The sequence below is a fragment of the Bradyrhizobium sp. SRL28 genome (assembly GCF_018596315.1).
Lineage (GTDB): Bacteria > Pseudomonadota > Alphaproteobacteria > Rhizobiales > Xanthobacteraceae > Bradyrhizobium.
The window spans coordinates 51,827-65,523 of the sequence record NZ_JAHEAG010000011.1; the positions used below are offsets into that span (position 1 = coordinate 51,827).

Sequence of the window (13,697 nt, forward strand, 5' to 3'; positions counted from 1 at the left end):
TTGTAATTGTGAGCGATTGGGACTAGTTCGTGCTCATCAATCAGGCAGAATTAGATATGCAACAGGCCGCTGCGCCCAAAGTCAGCTTTGTTTCGCTTGGGTGCCCCAAGGCACTGGTGGATTCCGAGCGCATTATCACCCGGCTTCGCGCCGAAGGCTATGAGCTGGCCCGCAAGCATGATGGCGCCGATATCGTCATCGTCAACACTTGCGGCTTCCTCGACAGCGCCAAGCAGGAATCGCTCGGCGCCATCGGCGAGGCGATGGCCGAGAACGGCAAGGTCATCGTCACCGGCTGCATGGGCGCGGAACCCGAGCAGATCGAAGCGGCGTATCCCGGCGTGTTGTCGATTACGGGCCCGCAGCAATATGAGAGCGTGCTGGAGGCGGTGCACCGGGCGCTACCGCCGGTTCACAATCCGCATCTCGATCTGGTGCCGCCGCAGGGCGTCAAGCTGACGCCGCGGCACTACGCTTATCTGAAGATTTCCGAGGGCTGCAACAACCGCTGCAGCTTCTGCATCATTCCAAAGCTGCGCGGCGATCTCGTCTCGCGCCCGGCCAACGACGTGCTGCGCGAGGCGGAAAAGCTGGTAACTGCCGGCGTCAAGGAATTGCTTGTCATCTCGCAGGACACATCGGCCTATGGCGTCGATATCAAATATGCCGACAGCCCCTGGAAGGACCGCCAGGTCCGCGCCAAATTCTTCGACCTCGCCAAGGAACTCGGCGAACTCGGCGCCTGGGTGCGGCTGCAATATGTCTACCCCTACCCCCATGTCGACGAAGTCATCGGCCTGGTGACCGAGGGCAAGATTCTGCCCTATCTCGATATTCCTTTTCAGCATGCAAGCCCGGAGGTGCTGAAAGCGATGAAGCGCCCGGCAGCGCAGGAAAAGACGCTGGCGCGGATCAAGAAGTGGCGCGAGCAATGTCCTGATTTGACGCTGCGCTCGACCTTCATCGTCGGCTTCCCCGGCGAGACCGATTCCGACTTTGCGTATTTGCTCGACTGGCTCGAAGAGGCCGAGATCGATCGTCTCGGCTGCTTCAAATACGAGCCGGTCGCGGGTGCTTCTTCCAACGCCATCGGCAACGCCGTGCCCGACGAAATCAAGCAGGAGCGCTGGAACGCGCTGATGGCGCGGCAGCAGAAAATCTCCGCCCGCCGCCTCAAGCGCAAGGTCGGCACCAGGCAGCAGATCATCATCGACGAAGTCGGCCCGACGGTCGCAAAGGGCCGTTCAAAGGCCGATGCGCCGCAGATCGACGGCGCGGTCTACCTTTCCAGCCGCCGCCCACTGAAGGTCGGCGAGATCGTCACCGCGAAGATCGAACGCGCCGATCAATACGACCTGCACGGCAGCGTCGCGGGATTCTGAACCAAATAACCCCGCTTGACACGGTCTGCCATCAGGCTGTATGGGCCATCGCCATGAAACTGAACCGGACCAACCGCCGCGCCTGCCTGCGTCGTCGCTCCAGCGACGATGGGTTGCGCCGTGTCCGACGACAACGCTGATTAGCTAGTTTCAGCAACGTTTTCGAGAAGGCCGCACCCTCAAAAGTGCGGCCTTCTTGCGTTTCGGCCTGCCCCTTCCCCAAAAACCCTGAGGAGATCGACATGACCAATGCTGCCCATCCGTTCGACGCGCTGATGAACATCACCGCCCGCCCGCAGGCCGTGTTCGTTCGCGGCGAAGGCGCGTATCTCTGGGATGACGCCGGCAAGCGCTATCTCGATTTCATGCAGGGTTGGGCGGTCAACTGCCTCGGCCATTCGCCACCGGTGGTGGCCGAAGCGCTCGCAGCACAGGCCAAGCTGTTGCTGACGCCGAGTCCCGCCTTCTACAACGGTCCCAGCCTGAAGCTGGCAAAAGCGCTGGTTGAGAACAGCTGCTTCGATCAGGTTTTCTTCGCCAATTCAGGCGGGGAGGCCAATGAGGGCGCCATCAAGCTCGCGCGGAGATACGGCGCGAAATACAAGAACGGCGCGTTCGAAATCATCACCTTCGAGGGCGGCTTTCACGGCCGCACGCTCGCCACCATGTCGGCATCGGGCAAGAAGGCGTTCGAGCCGCTGTTCGAGCCGAAAGTATCGGGCTTCCGCAAGGCCAAGCTCAACGACCTCGATTCAGTGAAGGCGCTGATCTCGGACAACACGGTCGCCGTGATGCTGGAGCCGATCCAGGGCGAAGCCGGCGTGTGGCCGGCGACCGATCAATTCCTGAAGGAGTTGCGCGCGCTCACCAAAGAACACGGCCTGCTGCTGATCTTCGACGAGATCCAGACCGGCATGGGCCGGACCGGAAAACTGTTCCATTACGAACATGCTGGCATCGAGCCCGACATCATGACGCTCGGCAAAGGCATCGGCGGCGGCGTGCCGCTGGCCGCCCTGCTCGCCACTGCGCACGCCTCCTGCTTCGAGCACGGCGACCAGGGCGGCACGTTCAACGGCAATCCGTTGATGTGCGCCGCGGGGCTTGCCGTGCTCGAGGAGGTTTCAAAGCCGGAATTCCTGAAAGCGGTGGCGGACGCCGGCCTTTTCCTGGAAAGCGAACTGCAAAAACTGTCGGCGCGCCATGGTCTCGGCGAGGTGCGCGGCCGGGGTCTGCTGCTCGCGCTCGATCTCAAGCTGCCGATCGGCGCCGCGATCGTGGCCGAGGCGCTTGCGGAGGGCGTGCTCGTCAACTCGCCGCAACCCGATGCGCTCCGCTTCATGCCGGCGCTCAACGTCACACGCGAGGAGATATCGCTGATGATCGACTGCCTTGATGCGATTTTGGTCAAGGCGGGAGCGGCGCGGCGGGTGGCGTAGCCTCAATCGTCATTGCGAGCGAAGCGAAGCAATCCATCTCAACGCAAGCGGAGGCATGGATTGCTTCGTCGGTCGTTCGCGCCCGGCCGTTGCCACGTTACGTCACGTGGTGCGAATGCCGGGAATGACGACACGGGCGAGGCGGGTTATATGCCATGATGACAACCAGAGGGCGGCGAGGCAAATTGAGTGCACTGGCACCGTAACTACAAAAGGTGGAGTTGGCGGACTATGGCCCCAGAACAAACAACCGTAAAGGCCGGTCAAACATACCGCTCTTCAAACAATCTACCGCGGGTAATCCTTGCAGGCGTGGTATCCGCGGTGATTTCAACGGTGCTTATAGGACTTCTCTGGAAGGAGAAACCGTTCTTCGCTGGTGCCGCGGTAGCGCTTTATCTCATGGGTGGCATGAGAGGCTTTCCATGGAAAACGCCGATTCGAAAGGCGATCTCTATTGGCATATTTGTTGGTATTGTTGCCTCCAGCGCAATATTCTATTGGGATCTCTTATAGAGGTTCCGAACTCTATTCAAAGTCAGAGGATATGGTCGCCGGATCCGGGGAAGCACTTTAAAGTGGTGAGAGCTCAGAGTTACGGTGACACCCATTAGCCGGCCGGTCGTCAAGATGCAGAGCAATTTTTTTTGGCAGCGCCAGCTGCCAACGTCGTTCATGTGTCACTCGCAGCTACTGTGTTCGTACCGCGCCCGTTTCTTCGGTTGATGGCTACGTCCGCATCACGGATCGCGCCAGAGCACTCAATTTGACTCGCCGCCCTCTGGTTGTCATCATGGCATATGACCCGCCTCGCCCGTGTCGTCATTCCCGGCATTCCGCACCGCGTGACGTAACCTTGGCAACGGCCGGGCGCGAACGACCCGTTGGCTCGCAAGGACGGTGGCGGCTACGGCCGCATGATCGCCGCGCCCGTCGTCGCCCTGGCCTCAAGCTCCGTATGCGCCTTCGCCGCATCCTTCAGCGCGTAGGCGTGGTTGATCGGCACGTGGAGCTTGCCGTTGATGACGGCGGCGAACAGCGTGTCGGCGCCTTCGAGAAGTTCCTTGCGGGTAGAGACGTAATCGTTGAGCTTCGGCCGGGTCGCGAACAGCGAGCCGTGGTTGTTGAGTTCGGTGAGCGGGAACGGCGGTACCGGGCCGGAGGCGTTGCCAAAGCTCACGAACAGGCCGCGTGGCCGCAGGCACGACAGCGAGCCCGGGAACGTGGTCTTGCCGACGCCGTCATAGACGACGTCGCAGAGCTCATTGCGGCTGATCTGTTTGACCCGTGCCACGAAGTCTTCCTCGTTGTAGAGGATGACGTGGTCGCAGCCATTGGAGAGCGCGAGATCGGCTTTCGCCTTGGAGCCCACGGTGCCGATCACATGCGCGCCGAGCGCCTTTGCCCACTGGCAGGCGAGCAGCCCAATGCCGCCCGCGGCGGCATGGATCAGCACGCGATGGCCGGGTTCGACCTTGAAGGTCTTGTGCAGGAGGTACCAGACCGTCAGCCCTTTGAGCATCAGGACGGCGCCCTGCTCGTAGGTAATGTGGTCGGGCAGCTTGACCAGCTTGTCCGCCGGGATCACCCGCTCGCTGGCGTAGCCGCCAAGCGTGAAATAGTAGGCGACGCGGTCGCCGGGGTGAAAATTGGTGACGCCCGGGCCGACGGCCACGACCTCGCCGGCGGCTTCGTTTCCGGCGATGAACGGCAGCCCCGGCGCCTTGTAGAGGCCGGTGCGGAAATAGACGTCGATGAAATTCAGGCCGACGGCATGCTGACGGATGCGGACCTCGCCCGCTCCCGGCGCCGGCACGTCCACGTCCTCATACACCAGGGCTTCCGGACCCCCTACCTTGTGCACGCGCACGGCCTTGGTCATGACAGTCTCTCCCTCGGAATTTGCTCAGGCGTCCAACCTGGATACGAAACGAAAGCCATCGCCGCCGGGTTGTCAACTCGCCCGGCCGAAACCGGCTACCTGGCGACCTTCCTGCGGTTGCGCCTGGCGAGCACATTGAACAGTTCGACGGCCGCCGCGAACAACATGGCAAAGTAGATATAGCCACGCGGGATGTGGAATTGGAATCCGTCAGCCACCAGCGCCACCCCGATCAGCACCAGGAACGCCAGCGCCAGCATCTTGGTGGTCGGATGATCGGCGACGAATTTGGAAACCGGCCCTGACGACACGTACATCACGAAACAGGCGATCACGACCGCCGCGACCATGATCTCGATATCCTCCGCCATACCGATCGCGGTGATGATCGAATCCAGCGAGAACACCATGTCGACGACGATGATCTGCATGATCACCCAGAAAAAAGCGCTGGCCTTCGGCTTATCGTCGTTTTCGGCCTCGCGCGCTTCCACCTCGGCATGAATTTCGTGGGTCGCCTTCGCGATCAGGAACATGCCGCCGCCGATCAGGATGATATCGCGCCACGAAAATGCGAGGTCCTTCACCGTGATCACGGGTTGGGTCAGGCCGATCAGCCACACCAGCACGCTGAGCAGCAGGATGCGAAATACCAGCGCTAGTGCGAGCCCGATCTGTCGAGCCTGCTTCGCCTGGTGCTCAGGGATGCGCGAGACAATCACCGATATGAAAATGACGTTGTCAATGCCGAGCACGATTTCCAGTGCCGTCAACGTCAACAGCGCCGCCCAGGCTTCCGGGCTCGTCAGTAATTCCATCATGCCTTGAACAACTTTATTCGCCGGATCACTGTGTCACTTCCTATTATGTAAGCCGCGATAGCGCACAGCCCGGCGACGATCGGAGCGCCCACGTCGAAATCGCGGGCGAGCGTATATATAGCAAGCACTGCTCCAATGGCCATCAGCCACAGGGTCAACCAGCGCAGACGCACCACCCGGATCGGGTGCAGCACATGAAACGGCGCGAATGTCAGCGCGATCAGAACTGCGATGCCGAGACTGGAAAGCACGGGCGGCAAGTGCAGCAAGAACAAATAAAACGCTGCCACGTTCCATAGCGCCGGAAAGCCGCGGAAATGATTGTCTGACGCTTTCATGCGCCGGTCGGCAAAATAGAGCGCACCCGACACCATGATGCCGATACCAAGCAGCGGCGCTGCGACCGGCAGGAGCATCCCGCTGGCGGTGATGGCATAGGCCGGAACGAAAACGTAGGTCACGAAATCGACGACGAGATCGAGCACCTCGCCGGACCAGTTCGGCTGCAATCTCACGACATCCAGTCTGCGCGCCAGTGGGCCGTCGATCGCATCGATGATCAGGGCGACGCCGAGCCAGCCGAACATGTTGGCCCAGTGTTCGCGCACGGCCTCCAGCATCGCCAACAACGCGATACCCGCGCCCATCGCCGTGAAGATATGCACGGCTAATGCTGCGGTCCGCGTTTGGCCGGTCGCCGGGACGGAATCTGGTTCTGTCGTCTGGTCCATTGCGTCGGCAGTGCTATCAGGAATCGCTCCGATTTGCATATCGGCTCTTGCGGCGTTCCGCCGCGCGATTGGGGCGGAAACATTTCGGCCAGTTGATGGCTTGAAAATGCCGGCCCGAATGTCAATTGTCCCAATATGAACGATGCATCCCAAATTTATGACACCGCCGTGATCGGAGGCGGTCCGGCTGGGTTGACCGCAGCCATCGCGCTGGCCGCGACCGGCGCCAAAACCGCCCTGCTCGCCCGTCGCGTCCCCTATGCCGACAATCGCACCACGGCGCTGTTGGGGGCTTCCACCGATCTGCTCGAACGTCTGGACGTCTGGTCCCGCTGCCGCGACAAGGCCGCCGCCTTGCGGACCATGCGCCTCGTCGACGACACCGGCCGGCTGATCCGCGCGCCCGAGGTGCGGTTCACCTCGGACGAGATCGGTCTCGAACAGTTCGGCTACAATATCGACAACCGCTCGCTGATGGTCGCCCTCGAAGAGCGTGCCGCCGGGCTTTCGAACCTGACCCGGTTTGACGATGAGGCGGCAACGATCGACCCGCAGGACGCGACCGTCATCATCCATACCGGCAAGGGCGAGCAGCTTGCCGCGCGGCTGGTGATCGGCGCCGACGGGCGGCAATCGCCTTCCCGCGAGGCCGCCGGAATCGGGGTCAGCCGGCGCGACCTGCACCAGTCGGCGCTGACCTTCAACATTTCCCATTCGCGGCCGCACAACGGCATCTCCACCGAATTTCACACCGCGCAGGGCCCCTGCGTATTCGTGCCTCTGCCCGGCAACCGCTGCAGCGTGGTGTGGGTCTCGGCGACCAGGGAGGCCGAGCGGCTGATGTCGCTCGGCGACGAGGAATTGTCGGAAGCCGCGGAGGCGCAGTCGCACTCCATCCTCGGCCGCGTCCAGGTCGAAGCCGGGCGCAACCTGTTTCCGCTGACGATCGAGCGTCCCGACCAGTTCGCCAGCCATCGTGTCGCGCTGGTCGGCGAATCCGCCCATGTGGTGCCGCCGATCGGCGCGCAGGGCCTCAACATGGGATTGCGCGATGCGGCCGATATCGCCGACATCGCAGGCAGTGCGATCTCGCTCGGGGAGGATCCGGGATCGCCGGCGGTGCTGGCGCGCTATCAGTCCGCCCGCCGCGCCGACGTCGCGAGCCGGCTGATTGCCATCGATGTCGCCAATCGCTCCTTGCTCAGCGATTTCTTAGGCATGCAATCGCTGCGCGCGGCCGGCATGCACCTCCTCGGTTCGTTCGGCCCGCTGCGGCGGCTTGCCATGCGCGAGGGGCTGGCGCCGACCTGGAAGCGCGTGAGCTGACCATATTTGCCGTAGCCCGGGCGAGCGAAGCGACCCCGGGGGACCGGTCCCGCATATCGCTTCGCTCATGCGGGCTACGCTTATCTACTTTGCATGGGCTTGTTTTCGCGATTTTGTGTTTTGAGAAGCCGCCCCCTTACGGAAACACCAGCCGCCCGCTCTGGATGAACCACATCACGCTGGTCAACGTGACCACCGAGGCAAAGGTCCCGATCAGGACGGCGACGGACGCCGGCTCGATCCAGGTATTGTTCTGCCGGGCGATCACGAACACGTTCAGTGCAGGCGGCAGTGCCGCCATCAGCACGGCGGTCGCCGCCCAGGGCTGCGCGAACGGTCCGAACAGCAGCATCAAGCCGAACACGATGAGCGGATGGACCAGCAGCTTGATCGCGATCACGCCCGGCACTTCCCAGGGCACGCGATCGAACGGGCGCAGCGCCACGGTGACGCCGAGCACGAACAGCGCGGTCGGCGCGGCCGCGTTTTGCAGAAACAATAGCGTCTTGCCGATTGCGACCGGCAGTTGAATATGCAGCGCAGCCGCCAGCGCGCCCGCGGCAGCCGACATGATCAAGGGGTTCATGACGATCTGCTTCGCCGCGACCCCAATGGCGTGCAGCATCGAGGGATGCTCGCGATCGGTCAGTGCGATCAACAGCGGCACGATCGAGAACAGGAAGATGCTGTCGCAGCAGAAGATCAACGCCGTCGGCGCCGCCGCCTTGCTGCCGAGCACCGCGAGCGCCAGCCCTGGCCCCATATAGCCGATATTGCCGTAGGCGCCGGCAAGGCCGGCCATGGTCGCCTTGCGCAGCGACAGTTCGCCGATGAAGCGGCCCATCACCATCGCGATCACGAACGCGCTCACGGTCGCAAGCGTGGTCGCGATCAGGAATGGCGGATTGTTCAGTTCGGAAAACGGCGTCTCGGACATGATGCCGAACAGCAACGCTGGCAGAGAAACATACAGCAGGAAGAAGTTCATCCAGGCGAGACCGGCTTCCGGCAGGCCCCTGGTCTTGCCGCAGGCAAAGCCGATGAAGATCAGGCCGAAATAGGGAAGCGCGAGGTTGAGTATATCGGCCATCTCGAAAACGTCTTTTCGTCAGTGATTTCGGGGATATGGCGCCGGACCTGGCCACCACACGTAAAGGTTAATTCGTCCTATTGCCCCTAGCATCGGCCACAATCATGGTCTATTCGACGGGACATGATTAAAGCGCGCACCGCCAAATTTCAGATCGGGCAGATCGTCCGTCACCGGGTGTTTTCATTCCGGGGCGTGATTTTCGATATCGATCCGGAATTCAACAATACCGAGGAATGGTGGTTGTCGATCCCCGAAGAGGTTCGGCCGCACAAGGACCAGCCGTTCTATCACCTGCTCGCTGAAAATTCGGAGTCCGAATACGTCGCCTATGTTTCCGAACAAAACCTGCTGCCGGACGATTCCGGCGAGCCGATCCGGCATTCGCAGGTGGCCGAGATCTTCGTGAAGGACAAGTCAGGCGGCTATCGCCCGCGCAATCCGTCGCTGAACTAGCCATCATTGCCCGCAACAAAAAAGGCGCCCTGCTCGGGCGCCTTTTGTGTTTTGTCGAACGATGCGGCGCTTACTTCGCCGCCGGATTGGCGCCGCCCGCTCCCTCGAGCTTCTTGCGGGCTTCTTCAGCCTTCTTCTGCAATTCTTCCTGCAGCTTCTTCTGATTTTCCTCGAACACCTTGGGATCGGTCGGCGGACCGTCATAGGCCTTGGCGAATTCACCCGCGAGCGGCAGCGGCAGCGTCAGCGGTGCGCCGTTGGAATTGATCGCCTGAACAACGAGATTCTGGCCCTTCTTCATGCTGGCGATCAGCTCGGGGGTTGCTTCGTAGTCGGACATGCAACCGTTCTGGAAGCAGATGACGTAGGGGCCCTGCAGCGGCGCATTGCTGTCGACGATGATCCGGGTTCCGTGCACGAGCTGCATGCCGAGCGGCAGGGTCACGCGCAGGAGCTTCTTCGGCTCGCCTTCCGGCTCGATGATGACGGCGGCGATGACGGGCTGGCCGGACTCGATGCGGCCGTCCTTGCCGGTGAAGCAAACCTGCTTGGCGCCGGCTTCCTGACCCTTGAGGCAGAACTTGGTCCAGGGCGCGTAGATCAGCTGGACCTGCTGTTCCGGCGGCTGCTGGGGGGCGGCGGGAGCGCCAGCCGGAGGGGCCTGCGCGGCAGGGGCGGGAGCCTTGGGAGCAGCCTTCGGAGGCGCTTTTGGCGCCGCTGGCGCCGGCGCGGGCTGCTGGGCCTGCGCGCCCGAAGCGATCAACGTTGCCGACAATGCCGAGGCCGCCAACAGGGCGATGATCTGCCCACGCGGCCGGATCGACCCGGCCAAGATACGGAAATTCATTGCGGAAAACCCTTTCTGAACCGCAGCGCCCGAAACCGCTACAGGCACCGACACCTAGCCGCGCTGAGGCGGCTGTCTCGTTGGCAATTGAGGCGGATACGTGACAGGTGTTCCCGCCGTCATCAATTGCCCGCCTTCAATACAGAGGCAGGCGAAAAGATCAATGCCGACAGGCATCTTTGGCATTCCCCGAAGGTCCGGGCCGAAGCCTATGGTAAAGCTTTCGCGTGCGCATTTTCGAATCAAATCCCTGCCCGTCTATGACCGTCTGCGGGCGTATACGTCTGCGTGTGTTGGCCTGTATCGCCCTCGCGCTGGGTGTAACGCCGCTCGCGGCGGTCGGCGAAGCGAAGGCGACCGAAAGCCACGCGCTGGCGATGCACGGCGCACCGGCCCTTCCCCCCAACTTCACGCATATGCCCTACGCCAACCCCGATGCGCCGAAGGGCGGGCGGCTGGTCTGGGGCCTCCTCGGAACTTTCGACAGCCTCAATCCCCTGATCGTCCGCGGCATCGCCGTTCAGCAGATCAGGGGTTATGTGGTCGAGAGCCTGATGGCGCGCGGCAATGACGAGGCTTTCACGCTCTATGGCTTGCTGGCCAAAAGCGTCGAGACCGACGACGCGCGCAGCTACGTCACCTTCCACCTCGACCCCAAGGCGCGCTTCGCCGATGGCAAGCCGGTCACGGCAGACGACGTCCTGTTTTCGTGGGAACTACTGCGCGACAAGGGCCGACCGAATCACCGGCAGTATTATTCCAAGGTCGCAAAGGCGGAGGCGCCCGACCCGCTTACGGTGCGCTTCGATTTCGGCGGCACAAGTGACCGCGAGCTTCCGCTGATCCTGGGCCTGATGCCCGTCCTGCCGCGACACGCGGTCGATCCAGCGACCTTCGAGGAAACGACGATGACCGGGCCGATCGGTTCCGGACCCTATCGCGTCACCGCCGTCAAGCCGGGAGCCAGTGTCACGCTGACCCGCAATCCCGACTACTGGGGCCGCGACCTGCCGGTCAATCGCGGCTTGTGGAATTTCGACGAGATGAGGCTCGACTTCTATCGCGAGTCCAACGGCCAGTTCGAGGCATTCAAGCGCGGCCTCTATGACTTTCGGGTCGAGCACGAACCGCTGCGCTGGCACGACGGCTACGATTTTGCGGCGGCCCGCAGCGGCGAAGTGATCCGCGACACCATCAAGACCGAGATGCCGCAGCCGTCGGAATTCCTGGTGTTCAACACGCGGCGTCCGATTTTTTCAGACATCCGCGTTCGTCAGGCGCTGACGCTGTTGTTCGATTTCGAGTGGGTCAACCGGAATTACTTTTTCGGGCTCTATGCGCGCTCAGCGGGCTTCTTCGCAGGCTCCGAACTGTCTGCCTATGGCCGTCCGGCCGACGATCGCGAGCGCGAGCTTTTGAAACCGTTCACTGAGCGTATCCCGCCGGATATTCTCGACGGCAGTTTCCGCCTGCCCGTCACCGACGGATCGGGGCGTGATCGCACGACGCTGCGCGGTGCGCTCAAATTGCTGTCGGAGGCCGGTTACGAGCTCGATGGAGCCGTGTTGCGGCAGCGTGCGACCAAAATCCCCTTCACCTTCGAAATCCTGGTGACGACGCGCGATCAGGAGCGGATCGCGCTGGCCTATCAGCGCGACCTCAAGCGCGCCGGCATCGAAGCCAGCGTTCGCGCGGTCGATCCCGTGCAGTTCGACCAGCGCCGGCTAAGCTACGAGTTCGACATGCTGCAGAACCGCTGGGATCAATCGCTGTCCCCCGGCAACGAGCAGTCCTTCTACTTTGGTAGCCAGGCCGCCGACATTCCCGGCACGCGGAATTACATGGGGGCGAAGGAGCCCGCCATCGACGCCTTGATTGCGGCGCTGCTCGAGGCGCGCGAGCACCCGGCCTTCGTCTCCGCGGTGCGGGCGCTCGACCGCGCCCTGATGTCAGGCTTCTACGCTATCCCCGTTATTAACGTGCAGGAGCAATGGATCGCGCGCTGGAATCGGATAGAACGACCTGTAGCAACCGCGTTGACGGGCTATCTGCCGGAAACCTGGTGGCAGAAGCCGGAAGCGAAATGAATCACCAACTGTGCAACCCTCGTGACAGAGCCGAAGTAACGCCGTGACCCAGCCCACCGCTTCGCCAACGCTCGATACGTTGTTCAAACGGAACCTGGCGCGGCAGCCGGATGCGCTGGCGCTGGTCGATCCCCCGAACAAGCAGCGCATCACCGGCCAGCCGCCGAAGCGTCTTACCTTCGCGCAGGCCGACCGCATGATCTCGTCGCTGGCTGCGCACTTCATCGAATCCGGCCTGCCGTCCAATTCGGTGATCGCGGTTCAACTGCCCAACACCATCGAATTCGCGCTCACCGTGCTCGCCGCCTTTCGCGCCGGCCTCGTCGTCGCGGTGCTGCCGCTGCTCTGGCGGCAGTCGGAATTGACCATGGCGCTCAACCGCACCGCCGCGCGGGGGATCGTGACCTCGGGCAAGGTCGACGGCGTGATCTATTCGGACATCGCCATGAACGCCGCCGCCGAAGCGTTCTCGATCCGCCATGTCTGCGGCTTCGGCAGCGACCTGCCCGAAGGCATGGCCTCGCTCGACAACGCGATTTTCCGAGAATCCCTGACCACACGTGCCGTGATCCAGGACGGCCGCAAGGCGGCGCTGATTTCCTTCGACGTCACCGCGGACGGCTTCCGGCCGGTCCCGCGCGCCCATCTCGGTCTGATTGCCGGCGGGCTTGCGATGTCGCTCGAAAGCGACGTGCCGCAGGGCGCAACTGTCCTGTCGGCCTTCTCGCCGATGTCGTTTGCCGGCCTCGCCTCGTCACTGGCGATCTGGCTCTTGTCCGGCGGAACGCTGGTGCTGCACCACCCGTTCGACGATGAGGCGCTGGAACAACAGATCATCGAACAGGCCTGCGATACGTTGATTGCACCTGCTCAACTGGCGCTGCGGCTGGACGAACTGGACCTCGCGTCGCGGATGCCAAGCCTGCGCAATGTCATCGGCCTGTGGCGCACGCCCGAACAGGTCGGCTCCAGCGCGTGCTGGGCCGCGCAACAGGCGATGCTGACGGATGTCTATCTGTTCGGCGAGGCCGGATTGTTCGGCGCGCGCCGGATCGCGGAGGACGGCTCACCGGCCCTGATCAAGCCCGGCCTTCACGGCGCGCCGCGCGAATTGCCGGGATCGTCGATCGCGGGCGAGGTCCTGCTGACGCCGCGCGGCACGTTGGGATTGCGCGGGCCGATGGTGCCGGTCGCCGCCTATGCACCGCCTCCGCCGCCGAGCGACTCTCTGATCGCCTCGCCGCCGCGTGACTATGTCGATACGGATTACGCGGCGCGGCTCGATCGCGTGACCGGCGCGATCAACATCACGGCGCCGCCATCCGGCGTCATGGCCGTCGGCGGCTACCGCTTCCTGGCGCAAGACCTGCAGGAGTGGGCGCGGCGGCTCGGCCAGGGCGCGCTCTTGACCGCATTGCCCGACCGCCTCAGCGGCCACCGGCTCGCCGGCCGCGCGCTCGACAATGCGCGCGCCCGGGACGCGCTGACAGAACTCGGCCTTAACCCATTGATGGTGGAAGCATTTCGCGACCGGTCCAACGCGACCTGAGAGCCTCCGGCAGGGACGGCGTTGACGCCGCATTAAGCGGCGCAAACTAGACTCGCGGGTTCCAGATGCACGCCTGACCCGAGTTCT

General features: G+C 62.9%; 12 protein-coding genes. 7 read left to right on the top strand and 5 right to left on the bottom strand.

Going from position 1 to position 13,697, the window contains the following annotated elements:
• Positions 1-56: 56 nt before the first annotated feature.
• The 3 genes from rimO to KIP88_RS22155 all read left to right on the top strand — a co-directional run bounded on the left by rimO (position 57) and on the right by KIP88_RS22155 (position 3,337).
• Positions 57-1,382, top strand: a complete 1,326-nt coding sequence (gene rimO / locus KIP88_RS22145; RefSeq protein WP_214490113.1) for a 30S ribosomal protein S12 methylthiotransferase RimO — start codon at positions 57-59, stop codon at positions 1,380-1,382.
• 242 nt (positions 1,383-1,624) lie between these two features.
• Positions 1,625-2,821 (top strand): acetylornithine transaminase, encoded by a 1,197-nt coding sequence (locus KIP88_RS22150; protein WP_214490114.1) that lies wholly within the window; start codon positions 1,625-1,627, stop codon positions 2,819-2,821.
• Positions 2,822-3,052: 231 nt separating this feature from the next.
• A complete protein-coding gene (locus KIP88_RS22155) occupies positions 3,053-3,337 on the top strand; it encodes a hypothetical protein (RefSeq protein ID WP_214490115.1) in 285 nt (94 codons plus the stop codon).
• A 391-nt stretch (positions 3,338-3,728) separates the two neighbouring features.
• Here the strand turns inward: KIP88_RS22155 and KIP88_RS22160 are convergent, their stop codons facing one another.
• The 3 genes from KIP88_RS22160 to pcsA form a co-directional block, all read right to left on the bottom strand.
• The gene (locus KIP88_RS22160; protein WP_214490116.1) at positions 3,729-4,703 is read right to left on the bottom strand and encodes a quinone oxidoreductase; all 975 of its coding nucleotides are present in this window, start codon (positions 4,701-4,703) and stop codon (positions 3,729-3,731) included.
• A 95-nt stretch (positions 4,704-4,798) separates the two neighbouring features.
• Entirely contained in the window at positions 4,799-5,524 is a 726-nt protein-coding gene (locus KIP88_RS22165; RefSeq protein WP_214490117.1) for a TerC family protein, read from the bottom strand.
• Positions 5,521-6,255, bottom strand: a complete 735-nt coding sequence (gene pcsA, locus KIP88_RS22170; RefSeq protein WP_214490234.1) for a phosphatidylcholine synthase — start codon at positions 6,253-6,255, stop codon at positions 5,521-5,523. Before pcsA ends, KIP88_RS22165 begins: the two co-directional genes overlap by 4 nt.
• A 135-nt stretch (positions 6,256-6,390) precedes the next feature.
• Here pcsA and KIP88_RS22175 point away from each other — a divergent pair, with 135 nt between their 5' ends.
• Entirely contained in the window at positions 6,391-7,581 is a 1,191-nt protein-coding gene (locus KIP88_RS22175; protein ID WP_214490118.1) for a UbiH/UbiF family hydroxylase, read from the top strand.
• 136 nt (positions 7,582-7,717) lie between these two features.
• Here the strand turns inward: KIP88_RS22175 and KIP88_RS22180 are convergent, their stop codons facing one another.
• Entirely contained in the window at positions 7,718-8,671 is a 954-nt protein-coding gene (locus tag KIP88_RS22180; RefSeq protein WP_214490119.1) for an AEC family transporter, read from the bottom strand.
• Positions 8,672-8,794: 123 nt separating this feature from the next.
• On the opposite strand from KIP88_RS22180, the gene hspQ reads away from it, so the two are divergent.
• Positions 8,795-9,127: a heat shock protein HspQ gene (gene hspQ / locus KIP88_RS22185; RefSeq protein ID WP_027537766.1), complete on the top strand. Its 333-nt coding sequence runs from the start codon at positions 8,795-8,797 to the stop codon at positions 9,125-9,127.
• A 70-nt stretch (positions 9,128-9,197) separates the two neighbouring features.
• Here hspQ and KIP88_RS22190 read toward each other — a convergent pair whose 3' ends face one another.
• Positions 9,198-9,974: an invasion associated locus B family protein gene (locus KIP88_RS22190; protein ID WP_214490120.1), complete on the bottom strand. Its 777-nt coding sequence runs from the start codon at positions 9,972-9,974 to the stop codon at positions 9,198-9,200.
• Between the two features lie 260 nt (positions 9,975-10,234).
• On the opposite strand from KIP88_RS22190, the gene KIP88_RS22195 reads away from it, so the two are divergent.
• Both KIP88_RS22195 and KIP88_RS22200 read left to right on the top strand, forming a co-directional pair.
• Positions 10,235-12,061: an extracellular solute-binding protein gene (locus tag KIP88_RS22195; protein ID WP_214490235.1), complete on the top strand. Its 1,827-nt coding sequence runs from the start codon at positions 10,235-10,237 to the stop codon at positions 12,059-12,061.
• A 43-nt stretch (positions 12,062-12,104) separates the two neighbouring features.
• Positions 12,105-13,610 carry a class I adenylate-forming enzyme family protein gene (locus KIP88_RS22200; protein ID WP_214490121.1) on the top strand — a complete coding sequence of 502 codons (1,506 nt, stop codon included), beginning with the start codon at positions 12,105-12,107 and terminating at the stop codon, positions 13,608-13,610.
• Positions 13,611-13,697 lie beyond the last annotated feature (87 nt).

Excerpts from the sequence above, each read along its gene's own strand:
- pcsA (WP_214490234.1), bottom strand. The coding sequence starts at position 6,255 with ATGGACCAGACGACAGAACCAGATTCCGTCCCGGCGACCGGCCAAACG.
- KIP88_RS22195 (WP_214490235.1), top strand. The coding sequence starts at position 10,235 with ATGACCGTCTGCGGGCGTATACGTCTGCGTGTGTTGGCCTGTATCGCC.
- rimO (WP_214490113.1), top strand. The coding sequence starts at position 57 with ATGCAACAGGCCGCTGCGCCCAAAGTCAGCTTTGTTTCGCTTGGGTGC.
- KIP88_RS22190 (WP_214490120.1), bottom strand. The coding sequence starts at position 9,974 with ATGAATTTCCGTATCTTGGCCGGGTCGATCCGGCCGCGTGGGCAGATC.
- KIP88_RS22175 (WP_214490118.1), top strand. The coding sequence starts at position 6,391 with ATGAACGATGCATCCCAAATTTATGACACCGCCGTGATCGGAGGCGGT.
- KIP88_RS22180 (WP_214490119.1), bottom strand. The coding sequence starts at position 8,671 with ATGGCCGATATACTCAACCTCGCGCTTCCCTATTTCGGCCTGATCTTC.
- KIP88_RS22155 (WP_214490115.1), top strand. The coding sequence starts at position 3,053 with ATGGCCCCAGAACAAACAACCGTAAAGGCCGGTCAAACATACCGCTCT.
- KIP88_RS22160 (WP_214490116.1), bottom strand. The coding sequence starts at position 4,703 with ATGACCAAGGCCGTGCGCGTGCACAAGGTAGGGGGTCCGGAAGCCCTG.
- KIP88_RS22165 (WP_214490117.1), bottom strand. The coding sequence starts at position 5,524 with ATGATGGAATTACTGACGAGCCCGGAAGCCTGGGCGGCGCTGTTGACG.
- hspQ (WP_027537766.1), top strand. The coding sequence starts at position 8,795 with ATGATTAAAGCGCGCACCGCCAAATTTCAGATCGGGCAGATCGTCCGT.
- KIP88_RS22150 (WP_214490114.1), top strand. The coding sequence starts at position 1,625 with ATGACCAATGCTGCCCATCCGTTCGACGCGCTGATGAACATCACCGCC.